This window comes from Sphaerisporangium sp. NPDC049457 (genome assembly GCF_055586705.1).
The window spans coordinates 40044-54209 of the sequence record NZ_JBVJHR010000011.1 but is presented as its reverse complement, the minus strand read 5'-3'; the positions used below and the strand labels follow the sequence as shown (position 1 = coordinate 54209).

Here is a 14166-nt window from a genome sequence, read left to right as displayed (position 1 = left end):
ATGACGATCGAGCCGGGGCTGCGCGCCGAGATCCTCATCATGGTCGAGCGGTCGGACACCGCGATCAAGATGGGCAGCGGCGACGTCCCGGTGCTCGGCACGCCGCGGTTGCTCGCCGTCGCCGAGGCGGCCACCGTGCGGGCCCTGGAAGACCGGCTCGCGCCCGGGCAGACCTCGGTGGGCACCAAGGTCACGCTGGAGCACCGCGCGGCGAGCCCGGTCGGCACGCACGTGTCGATCGTGGCCGAGCTCGTCCAGGCGGACGGCAGGCGGCTGGTCTTCGACGTCACCGCCAGAGACCGCGAGCGCACGGTGGCGGTGGCCACCATCGAGCGCGTCATCGTGGACCGCGAGCGCTTCCTCGCCGGCCTGACCCGCTGACGGCCTGACGGCGCGCCGCTGACGGCGCCGCTGACGGCGGCCGCCCCCGCGAGCGTCTCCGCCCGGACGGCGGACGTCACTCGATGACGGCGATGAGGTCCCCCTCCTGGATGACGTCGCCCTCGGCCACCTTGAGCCGGCTCACGACGCCGGAGTCCTCGGCGATCACGGGGATCTCCATCTTCATCGACTCCAGGATGACCAGCGTGTCGCCCTCGTTGACGCTGTCTCCCTCGGCGACCACGATCTTCCAGACGTTCGCCACCATCTCGGCACGTACTTCCGCCACCGGAACTCCCCTCAAGTAATGATCAACTGCGTCAGAAGCCTGTGCTCATCGTCGCACTCCTGTGAGCGGTCCAAGAGACCGCCCCACAGGGCTCATCAGGGTCAGGAGCGCATGCGAGCGACGAGCCCGGTGTCGTAGTCACCGCTGGAGAACGCGGCGTCGTCCAGCAGTTCCGCGCAGAAGGGCAGGTTGTTCTTCGGCCCTTCGACCCGGAAGGCGGCCACGGCCTCACGGGCGCGGGCCAGAGCCTCCTCGCGGTCGGCGCCGTGGACGCACAGCTTCGCCATCAGAGGATCGTAGAACGGGGTGACGGTGTTTCCGGCGACATACCCCGAATCGACGCGGATGCCAGGACCGACCGGCTCCTCCCATACGTCGATCTTGCCGGGCCCCGGGAAGAACCGCTTGGGATCCTCGGCGTAGACGCGAAGCTCGATGGCGTGCCCGCTCGGCGTCACCGAGGTGAAGCCCACCGGCTCGCCCGCCGCGACGCGGATCTGCTGCTCGACCAGGTCGATGCCCGTGACCAGCTCGGTCACCGGGTGCTCCACCTGCAACCGGGTGTTCATCTCCAGGAACACGAAATCCTGCCGGGCGGTGTCCACCAGGCACTCGACGGTGCCCGCGCCGCGGAAGCCGACGGCCTCGCCGGCCCGCACGGCGGCGGCCAGCATGCGCTCGCGCAACTGCGGCGTGACGCCAGGGGACGGGGACTCCTCGACGACCTTCTGGTGGCGCCGCTGCACCGAGCAGTCGCGCTCGCCCAGCGCCACGACCGTGCCGTCCGCCAGCCCGAGGATCTGCACCTCGACGTGGCGCGCCCGCTCGATGTAGCGCTCGAGCAGGATCGCCGGCCCCGCACCGCCGCCGCCGCCGCTGAAGCGCTCGGCCGCCCGCACGGCGGTCTGGAAGGCCTTGGCCAGCGCGTCGTCGTCGTGGGCGACGCCCATGCCGATGCCGCCACCGCCGCCCGCCGCCTTCACCATGACGGGGTAGCCGATCTCGGCCGCGGCCGCCAGCGCGCCCGGCAGGTCGGCGACCGGCTCACGCGTGCCCGCCGCCACCGGCACTCCGGCGGCCTCCATCAGGTTACGCGCGTTGATCTTGTCGCCCATGCGCTCGATCGCCTCGGGCGAGGGCCCGATCCAGGTCATGCCGGCGTCGATGACGGCCCGAGCGAAGTCGGCGTTCTCGGCGAGGAAGCCGTAGCCGGGGTGGACGGCCTGGGCTCCGGTCGCCCTGCACGCCTCGATGACCCTGGCGATGTCGAGATAGCTCTGTGCCGGCGCCGCCGGCCCGAGCAGGAACGCCTCGTCGGCCTCCTGGACGAAGGGCAGATCGGCGTCGGCCTCCGAATGCACCGCGATCGCCCGCAGGCCCATGCTCCGCACGGTTCGGATGACGCGCCGCGCGATCTCGCCTCGATTGGCCACCAGAATGCTCTCGAACACTGGTCGTGCTCCCTTCGACGGCTCACCACCTTATGGCCGAGCCGTGCCGGATCCTCTCGCTCCAGAGCACCGATCCCCCGTGTCCCATCTGTAGGAACCCCACAACCGGCAGGGAGCGCGGACGACCGTCTCACCGCCCGCAGAAGGTTGCCCAGAAACCAGCAAAGCCCTCCCCAACTGGGACGACACCCCCACACCCCCCACAACGACACCCCCCACCGCCCCCTCCCCCCAACCCACCCATTGGAGACTCTCCCAACCGGCCCGGGGCGCGGCGGTGTCCTGAGGAGGAGGGAGCGAGTGCGAGGAACGAGCGCTCGTGAGCGACGACGAAGGACACCGCCTCAAAGGCGCCCCGGGCCCGCCGAGCGAAGCGAGGCAGAATGAACACGCCCCGGGCCGGCCATCAGTGCCGGGACCGCTTACCGCCGGGGTGCTTCCTTCCATCCGTCCGATGGGGTTTCCCCATCGGCGCCGGGTCGGTGGGACGTTGGACGGCGGATGTCGGCGCCGCCGTACGGCGGGGACCCGCGTACCTTTCCTACACTGCACTAAAGACGGCTGGTGGGGGTCAGGCGGTCGACGACTCGGGCCATTGACTCGACCACGGCGGGGTCGTACTCGCCGCCGCCGTCGAGCCGGAGCCGTTCGAGGGCGGCCGCGGCGCGGTCGCGGTCGGTGGAGCCGCCGACGAGGTCGTCGTAGGCGTTCGCCGCCTTGATGATGCGGCTGGCGAGCGGCGGCGGCTCTGGCCCGGCGAACGGGTCGCCCTGGCGGCGCACGATGTCGGCGACCCGGTCGAGCACGCCGGTCTTCTTGATGATCTCGGCGCCGAGCTCGGCGATGCTGCGCGCCTGCTCGGGGTCGGTCAGCACCGTGGCCCCGCCCGGGATCGGGTCGCGCAGGGAGAGCTGGCCGATGTCGTGCATGAGCGCGGCGTACTCCAGTTCGAGGAGCTCGGGCTCGGCCATGCCGAGTTCGCGGCCGATCGCCAGGGAGAGCATGCTCACCCGGCGGGAGTGGCCGGGTTCGACGTACCCGCCGACCTCGGTCACCCGGGCCAGCGCGCGCACGGTCTGCAGGTAGGTCGCGCGGATGCCCGCGTACTTGCGGAAGGCGACCTGGGTGACCAGGAGCGGGGCGGCGAACACGACGAGCGCGGCGAGGTTCATGCTGTGCGAGGCCAGGGCGAGCAGGGTGCCGGAGGCGGCGACGGCGGCGCCGAGCGGCGCGGCCATGCGCAGCTCGTCGCGAATGGCCACGCGCAGGGCGGTGCGCACCTGCTCGGCCCGCAGGACGGCGGCGATGACCACGTCGGCGGCCAGCATGGCGATGATGAGCACGGCCATCACGCCGAGCACCACCCACCACGGGCCGTTGCCGTGGCCGGTCGTGTCGTACAGCGTCGAGGCGAGCGGGCGGTAGGCGAAGGCGAGCAGGGCGCCGGACAGAAGACGGCGCGCGATCGCGTCCAGCCGGGGCGGCCTGCCGACGGCGATGTGCGGGAGCGCGCCCAGGGTCATCCCGACGGACATGACGGCCACCACCTGCAGCGCTGGGTGCCGCGTCGGCACGCCGCCCACGTCCAGGAGCAGGGTGTAGCCGAGGGCGGCGGCGGCGCCGATGGGCGCGACCTCGCGGTTGCCCGGCATGGTGAGCCTGGCCAGCTCGCCGGCGGCCACCAGCGCGCCGAAGGCGATCGCGATGGGCGCGTCGGCCAGCCCGACGGCGGCGGTGTGCGCGATGCCGGCGACGGTGACCATGCCGGCGGCGCAGATCAGCAGGAGCTGCCCGGAGTCGAGCCCGTTGATGGGACGGGTGGCGGCGCTCACCGCTCGGACACCACTTCGATCGGCGTGGTCGGGTCGTCGTGGTCCTTGGCGACGGTCTCGACCTCCTGGTCGGCGGCCGGGGCGGGCATCTTGCCCGGCGGGTCCCACCCGCGACGGTCGACGGCCTTGATGAACGCGGTCACCATGACCGGGTCGAACTGCGTGCCCGACCCCTTGCGCAGCTCGGCGAGGGCCTCCTCCAGCGACTTCGCCTTGCGGTAGGCGCGGTCGGAGGTCATGGAATCGAAGGCGTCGGCCACGGCGATGATGCGGGCGAACTCGGGGATCTCGGAGCCCGCCAGCCCCATGGGGTAGCCCTTGCCGTCCTGGCGCTCGTGGTGGTGCATGATGCCGGCGAACGCCTCGTCGAGGAAGTCGATGCCCCGGACGATCTCGAGGCCGCGCATCGGGTGGAGCTGGATGGCGGCGTACTCCTCCTCGGTCAGCCGGCCGTCCTTCTGCAGGACCTTCGTCGGCACGCCGAGCTTGCCCACGTCGTGCAGCATGCCGGCGTATCCGATGGCCCGCATGCGCTCGGGGCCCATGCCGATCTCGTGGGCGATCATCGTGGAGGCGCTGGACACGCGCGTGCAGTGGCCGCGGGTGTAATAGTCCTTGGTCTCGACGGCCTGGCACAGCGCGGCGATCGTCGCGTCGTACGACCGCTGCTGCGCCAGATACTGCCCGAAGGCCCATCGGGCGATGAACAGCGGCAGCAGCACCAGCACGGCCGATATCGACTGCACGGTGGCCCACAGACCGGCGATCAGCAGCCCGAACGTGGCGTAGCCGAGGTAGGACACGAGGAACTGGGCGACCGAGCGCAGCGGCACCTCTTGCAGGCGCAGTTGCCCGGCCAGCGACAGCATCACGGTGAACAGCACGGCGTTGAGCGGCACGAACACCGCCGCCGCGCCCATGAAGGGCACCAGCAGGTCGCTGAACCGCTCGACGCTGGGAACGTCCTGCTGCCCGCCCAGCGAGTCGAACACCCACCCGGCGGCGTAGCCGCACAGGGCGAACTGCGCGCCGTTGAACAGCCGCTTGTGCGGCGCGAGCCCTGGCCGGACGCTCAGTACAGCCGTCGCCCCGACCAGGGCCGCGCCCACATCCCCTACCAGCACCACCGCCGCGAGCGCCGCGGAGAAGCTGACGGACATCGCCGCCTGCTCCACGTTGAGCAGCGTCGGCACCGACTCGCACACCAGGAACAACAGCGCGAGGACCAGCAACGTGGGCCATTCGCGCTCGCCCAGGCGGCCCGGGTCGACCAGACCCCGGACGATCAGCGCCGCCGCCGCCACGACGATCGTGGCGAGATACGCCTTCGCCGGCCAAGGTAGTTCACGCATTGCGACCGCCTCTGGCCGTCACGGGCACGCGCTCAGGTCCAGGAGATGCCCGTGGGCACTTCGACGGCGCCCCCCGTGAGAACCACCAGAGCCAGTGCGCCCAGAGCCCATGCCAGGCCGCCGATGCTCACGGCCGCCACCAGGCGTGTGGCCATTGCCTTCACCATGTGCCGCCTCCCCATTGAATCCGGATTCAGGCTACAGAAGCGGAGGTGACGCGTACGGGAAGTCGAAGAATCGCATCCAAAGCGTAATCAAACAACTACCCGGAGCTAACGCGATCTGGCCCATTCGACGGTGGCTTTCAGGCCGGTCGCCAGGTCGGTACGCGGGTGCCAGCCCAGCCCTTCGATCGCCGGGGCAGGGTCGACCGCCATGGCGGGCAGGTCGCCGAGCCGCGCGGGCTCGAACCCCGGCTCGTCGGGCGCTCCGGCGGCGCGGGCCACCAGGGAGTGCAGCTCGCGGTCGGTCGTCCGCACGCCCGTCCCGAGGTTGAACCTGCGCCCGTCGCCGCGGTCGCCGCACGCGCGCACGAAGCCGTCCACGACGTCGTCGACGAAGATGTAGTCGCGCGTCTGGGAGCCGTCGCCGTAGACGACGGTCGGCGTGCCGCGCAGCAGCGCGTCGGTGAAGATCGACACCACGCCCGCCTCGCCGGTGGGCGACTGGCGCGGGCCGTAGACGTTCGACAGCACGAGGGTCGTGTACGACAGGCCGTGCAGCGCCCTGAACATCGACAGGTAGATTTCGCCGCTCAGCTTGGAGGCCGCGTACGGCGAGCGGGGGTCGGTCGCGGCGTCGCCCGGGACGGGGATCACGGCCGGGCGGCCGTACACCGCGACCGAGGAGGCGTACAGGACCTTCCTCGCCCCCGCCTCGCGCGCGGACTCCAGCACGTTGACGGTGCCCTCGACGTTGAGCCGGGCGTCGTGCACCGGATCGGCGACACTGGCGCGGACGCTGATCTGGGCGGCCAGGTGGCAGACCACCTCGGGCCGCCACTCGGCCATCAGCCCGCGGAGCGCGAGGTCGCGCACGTCGAGCTCGTGGAACCGGAACGAGGAGCGGCCCGCCGCGTCATCGAGGTTCGACAGGTCGCCGGAGGACAGATCGTCCACGACCGCCACCTCGTGGCCGTCCGCGAGCAGGCGGTCGACGAGCGTCGAGCCGATGAAGCCGGCACCGCCGGTTACGAGAAGGCGCATCCCGGTATCTTAGGCGATCAGCCCGCGACGCCCTCGGCGGCGAACCCCGTGTCACCGCCGCCCGGCGGGCGGACGGCCCGGCGCGCCGACCGGCGGACGGCCCGGCCTCGGCGACCGGTCGCGCGAGCCCGGCGCGTCAGTCGGCGGACAGCTCGGTGCTGAGGGCCTTGATGCGCGCCAGGACCTTGGAACGGAGGTCCTCGGGCACCGGGTCGCACCCGCAGTGCTTGGCGACGAGTTGCTTGACGACCTGCTCGAGGCCGTACTCCTCAAGGCAGGGGCCGCACTCGTCCAGATGCTGCCGGATGTCAGAGCGCCGGATGTCGTCCAGCTCGCCATCAAGGAAGGTGTACACCTTGTCCAGCACTTCCTTGCAGTCGGTGTCGTGCGGATCGCCGCAGCTCATGACCAACACCCCGCCAGGGCGCCGGCGCCGTCCGCGTCCGCCCGGCCGCCCGTTCCAGGGGATCGGCCCTTGTCACCCCACTGCATCACGACGGGTCCTCCGATCGCACAAGCCCGCGTTCACGCGCGTAATCCTCGAGTTGCGTCCGCAGCTGGCGCCGCCCGCGGTGCAGCCGGGACATCACGGTCCCGATGGGAGTGCCCATGATGTCGGCGATCTCCTTGTAGGGGAAACCTTCGACATCGGCCAGATAGACCGCCATCCGGAAGTCCTCCGGAAGGGCGGCGAGCGCGTCCTTGACATCGCTGTCAGGCAGATGCTCCAGCGCCTCGACCTCGGCGGACTTCAGACCGGCCGACGTGTGCGACTCCGCGCGCGCGAGCTGCCAGTCTTCGATCTCCTCGGTGCCGGCCTGCTTGGGCTCCCGCTGCTTCTTGCGGTAGGTGTTGATGAAGGTGTTGGTCAGGATGCGGTAGAGCCAGGCCTTGAGGTTGGTGCCTTCCTGGAACTGGTGGAAGGACCCGAAGGCCTTGGCGAAGGTGTCCTGAAGCAGGTCCTCCGCGTCGGCGGGATTCCTGGTCATCCGGAGCGCCGCGGAGTAGAGCTGGTCGAGGTACGGCATCGCGTCCCGCTCGAACCGCTCACTTCGTTGCTCCAGAGTCTCCTCGGCTGTCTTGGAGACCGGACCCACCCCCTTATACGCGCCGTACACCGCCGAGAATACCGGCTTGCGTACGATCGCCCGATCGCCGACCTCGGCCATCAGCATGGGACGGAACCTCCTCGCGTGTTTACACGCGTCTGCAACACGCGAGGCATAGCATCTGTTCCCGGTAAGTAGAAGGTGACGAACGACCCGGTACGGGGAAAAAGATACGTACCGGCTGGTAGCGATTCCCCGGAGCCCCGACCGTCCAGGAGCCATTGTGCTGCCCATCCCAGCCAACGAACTGAACGGCTCAGGCGCACTCGGGCCGTACTGGACCTTCTACCATGCCGTCGTCGCCGAGCAGCTGAAGCGGTGGCTGCCCGGCCGGCCCGGTCTGGTGCTCGATCTGTCCGGCGGACGCGGGCGCTGGCCCGCGCAGGCGGCCGGCGCCGGGCACCACGTCATCGAGGTCGTCGACTTCCGGCGTCCCACCGCGGCCGGGCTGCGCGACGCCTCCAACCTCATCCGGCGGGTGCGCGCCGACGACCTGTCCTTCCTGCCGGACGCCTCGATCGACGCGGTGATCGCCGAGGAGCGGGCGCTGTCGCTGGAACTGATGGCCGAGTCCTCCATCGAGGACATCGTGCGAGTGCTCAAGCCGGGCGGGCGGGTGCTGGCCTGCGTCGACTCGCTCGTACTCGGCATGGCGATCATGGCGGAGCAGAACTACTGGGCCCACCTGTGCCAGACGGGCACCGGCGAGGTGATGCTGGTGCCGTGGCCGGACGGGAGCATCACCCGCTGCTTCAGCAGCGCCCAGCTGCGCGAGCTGCTGGGCGACGCCGGGCTTGAGGTGGAGTGGATACGGCCGCGAACGGTGCTGTCGCCCTCCACCGTCGACCACGTGCTCGCCGCCGACACCCGGGCGCTGAACTGGCTCGTCCGCACGGAGCTGGACGCGCACCCCGACGACGACGACACGGTGGGCATCCACCTGGTGGCCAGCGCCCGCAGACCCGAGTGAGCCGGCACGGAGGCGGGCGGGTCAGCGGCGGCGTTCGCGCCGCGACTGGCAGTGGACGCAGCGGGCGGCCTCCGGGCGCGCGGCCAGCCGGCCCTCCGGCACGGGGGCGCCGCAGTCGACGCATCGCCCGTAGACCCCGGCCTCCAGCCGTTCGAGCGCGTGCACCACGGCGGTCCGCTGGCGCGTGGCCACCTCGATCATGGCCTGGGCGCGATCGGCCTCGGTGAGGGTGGAGCCGGCGTCGGCCGCCGATCTGTCCCCCACGGTCACGGGATCACCGCGCAGGACCCTGATCGACCGGTCGAGTTCGGCCAGCATGTTCTCCAGTTGGGCGCGAGCGGTCGCGTCGTCCACGAATCCGCACCTCCGGGAAGGGAAACGGGTGAAGCCTCGGACGGGATCCCCCGGACATCCCTCCTGGCCGTCGAGCACGCCTTCGGGCGGTGACTCTGTGCCAGCACGTCATCGCTTTCCTCACCGGATGCCCATTCGGCCGGGTTCTTACACCGGCGCGGCCCGGCCTTTTCCGGGTGTCACGCCTGGAACGCCGCCGTCACGCGACCGCGCGGACCGCGACGGCGCCGCCACGACCTGGCCGGTCAGAACAGCGCGGTCTCGGGGCTCTCGGGGTCCATCAGGTGCGGCCCGTTGTTCCTGACGTTGTTGACCTCGCTGGAGACGGGGTAGGCGGCGAGCCCGCTGGGCGGGGCCTCCTTCAGCATGGCCAGCACCTCGGCCGGGTCGGTGCGCCCGGGGTCGAGCCAGTCGGCCCACATGTCGCGCTTGACGATCACCGGCATGCGGTCGTGGATGTGCCCGAGGTGGTCCTCGGCCGTCGTGGTGATCACCGTGCAGGTGGTGAGCCACTTCAGCGGGTCGTCGTCCGCGCGGCCCGGGTCCTTCCAGAACTCGTACAACCCCGCCATGGCCATCACCCCGCCGTCCTCGGGGTGGATGAAGTAGGGCTGCTTGGTCTTCTTGTCGGCCCGGTACCACTCGTAGTAGCCGTCGGCCGGCAGCAGGCAGCGCCGTTTGGCGAAGGCCCTGCGGAAGGACGGCTTCTCGGTGAGCGTCTCGACCCGCGCGTTGATCATGCGGGAGCCGATGGAGGGGTCCTTGGCCCAGCTCGGCACCAGCCCCCACTTGACCACTTCCAGCCGCCGGACCGGCCCCCGCGGCCGATCACCGGCGCCGGCGTCCCCGCCGTCATCGCCCTTTGTGCCGTCCTCGCCCTTCTCGCCCTTCTCGCCCTTCTTGCCGTCGTCGCCGTCCTTGCCGGCCGGCTTGGCCACCACGGCGTAGACCTTCTTGGTGGGGGCGACGTTGTAGTCGGGCTTCAGCTCGTCGGACGTCCCCGTCTCGTCCGGCCCGATGTCGAACTCCTCGAGCAGCTCCTGGCGCTTGCGCGCCGACGCGTATCTCCCGCACATGCCCATAGACTGCCGCACCGGCGCGCCGCGCGCGCCCCCTCGCGGCAGGACACCGCTCGGCGCACCGGTGACACCGCCTGTGACGCCGCCGATGACACCGCTCATGACACCGCCTGTAGGACAGCCTCCACGGGAGGGTCCCGGTAGGCTCGGTGCTATGTCAGCTCCCCTGTGGCGCGCGCCCGAGGCGGCCGGTCCGGTCGAGGCGACCGTCCCGCTGCCCGGGTCCAAGTCGGTCACCAACCGTGCCCTGTTGCTCGCCGCGCTCGCCGACGGCCCGAGTACGGTCCGGCTGGCGCTGCGCAGCCGCGACGCCGACCTGATGGTCGCGGCGCTGCGCTCGCTGGGAGCCGGGCTGACCTCCTCGAACGAGACCGTGTCCGGCGCCGACTGGCACGTCGTCCCCGGCCCGGTGCGCGGCGGCGCGTCGATCGACGTGGGCCTGGCGGGCACCGTCATGCGGTTCGTCCCGCCGATGGCGGCGCTGGCCGACGGCGAGGTGGCCTTCGACGGCGATCCGCACGCCCGCACGCGGCCGATGGGCCCGATCCTCGCCGCGCTGCGCACCCTCGGCGCCGAGGTCTCCGGCGACGCGCTGCCGTTCACGATCAGGGGCCCGATCTCCGGCGGCGAGGTGACCCTGGACGCCTCGGCCTCCTCGCAGCTCGTCTCCGGGCTGCTGCTGGCCGCCCCCCGCTACGACAAGGGCGTCACCGTACGCCACAGCGGGCCCCCGGTGCCGTCCATGCCGCACATCGAGATGACCGTGCAGATGTTGCGCGCCGCCGGCGTGAACGTGGACGACGGCGAGCCCGACGTCTGGCGGGTCGAGCCGGGCCCGATCGCCGCCCGCGACCTCACCGTCGAACCCGACCTGTCCAACGCCGCGCCGTTCCTGGCCGCCGCGCTCGTCACCGGCGGCACGGTCACCATCCCCGGCTGGCCGGCCGAGACCACGCAGGGCGGCGACGCGCTGCGCACGCTGCTGGCCCGCATGGGGGCGACCGTCGCCCGCGTCCCGGGCGGGCTGCGGGTCACCGGCGGGGGCCGCATCGACGGCATCGACGCCGACCTGCACGACGTCGGCGAGCTGACCCCGACGATCGCCGCCCTGGCCGCGCTGGCCGGCTCGCCCAGCACCCTGCGCGGCGTCGCGCACCTGAGGGGCCACGAGACCGACCGGCTGGCCGCGCTCGCCACCGAGATCAACCGGCTCGGCGGCGACGTCACCGAGACCGCCGACGGCCTGGTGATCAGGCCGCGGCCGCTGCACGGCGGCGTGTTCCACTCCTACGCCGACCACCGCATGGCGACCGCCGGCGCGGTCATCGGCCTGGCGGTGGCCGGGGTCGAGGTGGAGGACATCGCGACCACCGCCAAGACGCTCCCCGAGTTCGCCCGCATGTGGGCACTGATGCTGGAGGAAGCCCGCTGAGAAAACGGGAGTACGACGAGGACGACGTACGGGTCAGGCCGGGCAAGGGTTCCCGGCCGCGCACCAGGCGCCGTCCCGCGCACGAAGACGCCGTCCCAGCGTTCGTCGTCGCCGTCGACCGGGGCCGCTACACCTGCCTGGTCGGCGGCGGCATCACCGAGACGGGCGTCGACGGCGACCGCCGGCGGCGCGGCGAGGCGCCGCGCCCGGTGACGGCGATGCGGGCCCGCGAGCTCGGCCGCAAGGGCATCGTGGTGGGCGACCTGGTCAGCCTGGTCGGCGACACCTCCGGCCGTCCCGACACGCTGGCGCGCATCGTCCGGGTCGAGCCGCGCACGTCGATGCTGCGGCGCAGCGCCGACGACACCGACGAGGTCGAGCGTCCCGTCGTCGCCAACGCCGACCAGCTCGTGATCGTCACGGCGCTGGCCGACCCGCCGCCGCGTCCCCGCATGATCGACCGCCTGCTGGTGGCCGCGTTCGACGCCGACATCGACCCGCTGCTCTGCCTCACCAAGGCCGACCTGGCGGCCCCCGACGAGCTCGTCTCCCGTTACGAGCCGCTCGGCGTCCCCTATCTGGTGGTGAGCAAGGGCGGCGACCTCGACCCCGTGCGGGAAAGGCTGGACCACCGGCTGAGCGTCCTGGTCGGCCATTCGGGGGTCGGCAAGTCGACCCTGGTCAACGCCCTGGTGCCGGACGCCGGACGGGCCGTCTCGCACGTCAACGCGGTCACCGGGCGCGGGCGCCACACCTCCAGCTCGGCGGTCGCCCTCGAACTGCCCGGCGGCGGGTGGATCATCGACACTCCCGGGGTGCGCAGCTTCGGCCTCGGCCACGTGGTGATCGACAACGTGCTCGCGGCGTTCCCCGCCCTCGCCGAGGGCGCCGTCCACTGTCCCAAGGGCTGCACCCACCGGGGTGAGGAGTGCTCGCTCGACGGCTGGGTGGCCGAGGGCCACGCCGACCCGATGAGCCTCGCGTCCCTGCGCCGGCTGCTCGCCAGCCGCGACGGCGCCCCCGACGACGACTGAGGAGACCCGGCGACGCGCCGGGCGGGGCGGAGTGACCCAGCATGACCGGCATGCGACGCTTCGGAGCCGTCGGGGACTGCTGAATCACGCGGCGGCACGATAGCGTTTGTCCCTGTGACGGGTTATAGCGACGACCTGCGCCTGGCGCACATGATGGCCGACAGCGCCGACGACCTGACCATGCGCCGGTTCCGGGCCGTCGACCTGCGGGTCGACACCAAACCCGACCTGACTCCGGTGAGCGACGCCGACCGCGCCGTGGAGGAGGCCATCCGCGGCACGCTGCGGCGCGCCCGGCCGCGCGACGCGGTCGTCGGCGAAGAGATGGGCAGGACGAGCGGGTACGGCTCCCGCTGCTGGATCATCGACCCGATCGACGGCACGAAGAACTACGTGCGCGGTGTGCCGGTGTGGGCGACGTTGATCGCCCTCATGGAGCACGGTCGCGTCGTGGTCGGCGTGGTGTCGGCCCCGGCGCTCGGCCGCCGCTGGTGGGCGGCGCGCGAGGGCGGCGCGTGGACCGGCCGCAGCCTGACCAAGGCGTCCCGCTGTCAGGTCTCGTCGGTGAGCCGCCTGCAGGACGCCTCGTTCTCCTACTCCAGCTTCGGCGGCTGGGAGGAGCGCGGGCGCCTTGAGGAGTTCCTCACGCTGGCGAGGACGGTGTGGCGCACCCGGGCCTACGGCGACTTCTGGTCGCACATGATGGTCGCCGAGGGCGCGGTCGACATCTCGGCCGAGCCCGAACTGTCGGCGTGGGACATGGCGGCGCTCACGGTGATCGTCGAAGAGGCCGGCGGCGTGTGGACCGACCTGTCGGGCGCGCAGGACGTCGACGGCGGCAGCATGGTGTGCGCCAACCCCGTCCTGCACGCCGAGGTGCTCAAACGACTGGGCGACTGACCGGCCGGGCGGCGGCCGTCAGCGCTCTTCCGGGGGCCGTGAGATGACCCGGTCTTCGAGGTAGCAATCGCAGTTACCGCATCCTGGGAGCATCGCCCACCCTCCTCGGCTGTCCTGCCCACGACGCTACGGCACATCCCCGCGGGCGTCACTGTCGGTGAGGGAACAGTCGCGTATCAGTGATCTGGCGTCGCGAGGCGCTCCCGCAGGTGCTTCACGATGCCTTCGGAGGCGGCCTCGACCATGGCGAGCACCTCGCGGAAGCCGTCGGCGCCGCCGTAGTACGGATCGGGCACCTCGGCCCCCTCGGGCGCGGCGGGGTCGAAGGAGCGGAACAGCCGCACGTCGGCCCCCGGCGGCGCCAGCCTGCGCAGCGCCCTGAGGTTGTCGGCGTCCATGGCCAGCACCAGGTCGCGTTCGGCGAACCACTCGGGCTCGAACCTGCGCGCCCGGTGGCGGGCGCCGTCGTACCCGCGGGAGGACAGCGTCGAGAGCGCGCGCTCGTCCATGGGCATGCCCGCGTGCCAGCCGCCGGTGCCCGCGCTGTCGACGGTCACCTCGCCGGCCAGGCCGTGGTCTTCGAGCACCCGCCGGAGCACGACCTCGGCCATCGGCGACCGGCAGATGTTCCCCATGCACACCAGGCATACACGTGTCATGAACGCCATGATGTGCCATGAACGCCCGTGGTCGCGCCCAGCAGAGGTGGACCGCCACGCCCGGACACCATGTCGGGGTAGAGCATCACGCCCCGGACACCATGCGCAGGTAGAGCGTC

16 protein-coding genes are annotated in these 14166 nt (G+C 71.8%); 5 read left to right on the top strand and 11 right to left on the bottom strand.

The window, feature by feature from the left end:
- Complete coding sequence (locus ACZ6QO_RS18400; protein WP_465852082.1) at positions 1 to 381, top strand: thioesterase family protein; 381 nt, start codon at positions 1 to 3, stop codon at positions 379 to 381.
- A gap of 76 nt (positions 382 to 457) precedes the next feature.
- On the opposite strand, the gene ACZ6QO_RS18395 is transcribed toward ACZ6QO_RS18400, so the two are convergent.
- The 8 genes from ACZ6QO_RS18395 to ACZ6QO_RS18360 all read right to left on the bottom strand — a co-directional run bounded on the left by ACZ6QO_RS18395 (position 458) and on the right by ACZ6QO_RS18360 (position 7607).
- Complete coding sequence (locus tag ACZ6QO_RS18395) at positions 458 to 670, bottom strand: biotin/lipoyl-binding carrier protein (RefSeq protein ID WP_465852081.1); 213 nt, start codon at positions 668 to 670, stop codon at positions 458 to 460.
- A 101-nt stretch (positions 671 to 771) separates the two neighbouring features.
- Positions 772 to 2121 (bottom strand): acetyl-CoA carboxylase biotin carboxylase subunit, encoded by a 1350-nt coding sequence (locus tag ACZ6QO_RS18390; protein ID WP_465852079.1) that lies wholly within the window; start codon positions 2119 to 2121, stop codon positions 772 to 774.
- A 551-nt stretch (positions 2122 to 2672) separates the two neighbouring features.
- Positions 2673 to 3953, bottom strand: coding sequence for an HD-GYP domain-containing protein (locus ACZ6QO_RS18385; protein WP_465852077.1), 1281 nt, complete (start codon positions 3951 to 3953; stop codon positions 2673 to 2675).
- Positions 3950 to 5305 (bottom strand): HD-GYP domain-containing protein, encoded by a 1356-nt coding sequence (locus tag ACZ6QO_RS18380; RefSeq protein ID WP_465852076.1) that lies wholly within the window; start codon positions 5303 to 5305, stop codon positions 3950 to 3952. Before ACZ6QO_RS18380 ends, ACZ6QO_RS18385 begins: the two co-directional genes overlap by 4 nt.
- A gap of 32 nt (positions 5306 to 5337) precedes the next feature.
- Positions 5338 to 5472, bottom strand: coding sequence for a hypothetical protein (locus tag ACZ6QO_RS18375; protein WP_465852074.1), 135 nt, complete (start codon positions 5470 to 5472; stop codon positions 5338 to 5340).
- A gap of 105 nt (positions 5473 to 5577) precedes the next feature.
- The gene (locus ACZ6QO_RS18370; protein WP_465852072.1) at positions 5578 to 6510 is read right to left on the bottom strand and encodes an NAD-dependent epimerase/dehydratase family protein; all 933 of its coding nucleotides are present in this window, start codon (positions 6508 to 6510) and stop codon (positions 5578 to 5580) included.
- Between the two features lie 136 nt (positions 6511 to 6646).
- Entirely contained in the window at positions 6647 to 6916 is a 270-nt protein-coding gene (gene rsrA / locus ACZ6QO_RS18365) for a mycothiol system anti-sigma-R factor (RefSeq protein ID WP_465852070.1), read from the bottom strand.
- Between the two features lie 85 nt (positions 6917 to 7001).
- A complete protein-coding gene (locus tag ACZ6QO_RS18360; protein ID WP_465852425.1) occupies positions 7002 to 7607 on the bottom strand; it encodes a sigma-70 family RNA polymerase sigma factor in 606 nt (201 codons plus the stop codon).
- Between the two features lie 235 nt (positions 7608 to 7842).
- Here ACZ6QO_RS18360 and ACZ6QO_RS18355 point away from each other — a divergent pair, with 235 nt between their 5' ends.
- Positions 7843 to 8589 carry a class I SAM-dependent methyltransferase gene (locus ACZ6QO_RS18355; protein WP_465852069.1) on the top strand — a complete coding sequence of 249 codons (747 nt, stop codon included), beginning with the start codon at positions 7843 to 7845 and terminating at the stop codon, positions 8587 to 8589.
- A gap of 21 nt (positions 8590 to 8610) precedes the next feature.
- Here the strand turns inward: ACZ6QO_RS18355 and ACZ6QO_RS18350 are convergent, their stop codons facing one another.
- Both ACZ6QO_RS18350 and ACZ6QO_RS18345 read right to left on the bottom strand, forming a co-directional pair.
- The gene (locus ACZ6QO_RS18350) at positions 8611 to 8943 is read right to left on the bottom strand and encodes a TraR/DksA family transcriptional regulator (RefSeq protein ID WP_465852067.1); all 333 of its coding nucleotides are present in this window, start codon (positions 8941 to 8943) and stop codon (positions 8611 to 8613) included.
- A 245-nt stretch (positions 8944 to 9188) separates the two neighbouring features.
- On the bottom strand, positions 9189 to 10019 hold the full coding sequence (locus tag ACZ6QO_RS18345) for an SOS response-associated peptidase (RefSeq protein ID WP_465852423.1): 831 nt from the start codon (positions 10017 to 10019) through the stop codon (positions 9189 to 9191).
- A 157-nt stretch (positions 10020 to 10176) separates the two neighbouring features.
- Here ACZ6QO_RS18345 and aroA point away from each other — a divergent pair, with 157 nt between their 5' ends.
- The 3 genes from aroA to hisN all read left to right on the top strand — a co-directional run bounded on the left by aroA (position 10177) and on the right by hisN (position 13388).
- Positions 10177 to 11454 carry a 3-phosphoshikimate 1-carboxyvinyltransferase gene (aroA, locus tag ACZ6QO_RS18340; protein ID WP_465852065.1) on the top strand — a complete coding sequence of 426 codons (1278 nt, stop codon included), beginning with the start codon at positions 10177 to 10179 and terminating at the stop codon, positions 11452 to 11454.
- Positions 11451 to 12488, top strand: coding sequence for a ribosome small subunit-dependent GTPase A (gene rsgA / locus ACZ6QO_RS18335; protein ID WP_465852421.1), 1038 nt, complete (start codon positions 11451 to 11453; stop codon positions 12486 to 12488). The genes aroA and rsgA overlap by 4 nt, the downstream gene beginning before the upstream one ends.
- Positions 12489 to 12602: 114 nt before the next feature.
- Positions 12603 to 13388 carry a histidinol-phosphatase gene (hisN, locus tag ACZ6QO_RS18330; RefSeq protein ID WP_465852064.1) on the top strand — a complete coding sequence of 262 codons (786 nt, stop codon included), beginning with the start codon at positions 12603 to 12605 and terminating at the stop codon, positions 13386 to 13388.
- Positions 13389 to 13564: 176 nt separating this feature from the next.
- Here hisN and ACZ6QO_RS18325 read toward each other — a convergent pair whose 3' ends face one another.
- Positions 13565 to 14047, bottom strand: a complete 483-nt coding sequence (locus ACZ6QO_RS18325; protein WP_465852063.1) for a low molecular weight protein-tyrosine-phosphatase — start codon at positions 14045 to 14047, stop codon at positions 13565 to 13567.
- Positions 14048 to 14166: the final 119 nt, after the last annotated feature.

What these genes read in the sequence shown, in the direction of transcription:
- ACZ6QO_RS18400 (WP_465852082.1), top strand. Translation starts at nt 1, where the DNA reads ATGACGATCGAGCCGGGGCTGCGCGCCGAGATCCTCATCATGGTCGAG.
- ACZ6QO_RS18380 (WP_465852076.1), bottom strand. Translation starts at nt 5,305, where the DNA reads ATGCGTGAACTACCTTGGCCGGCGAAGGCGTATCTCGCCACGATCGTC.
- ACZ6QO_RS18375 (WP_465852074.1), bottom strand. Translation starts at nt 5,472, where the DNA reads ATGGTGAAGGCAATGGCCACACGCCTGGTGGCGGCCGTGAGCATCGGC.
- ACZ6QO_RS18370 (WP_465852072.1), bottom strand. Translation starts at nt 6,510, where the DNA reads ATGCGCCTTCTCGTAACCGGCGGTGCCGGCTTCATCGGCTCGACGCTC.
- rsrA (WP_465852070.1), bottom strand. Translation starts at nt 6,916, where the DNA reads ATGAGCTGCGGCGATCCGCACGACACCGACTGCAAGGAAGTGCTGGAC.
- ACZ6QO_RS18345 (WP_465852423.1), bottom strand. Translation starts at nt 10,019, where the DNA reads ATGTGCGGGAGATACGCGTCGGCGCGCAAGCGCCAGGAGCTGCTCGAG.
- aroA (WP_465852065.1), top strand. Translation starts at nt 10,177, where the DNA reads ATGTCAGCTCCCCTGTGGCGCGCGCCCGAGGCGGCCGGTCCGGTCGAG.
- ACZ6QO_RS18325 (WP_465852063.1), bottom strand. Translation starts at nt 14,047, where the DNA reads ATGACACGTGTATGCCTGGTGTGCATGGGGAACATCTGCCGGTCGCCG.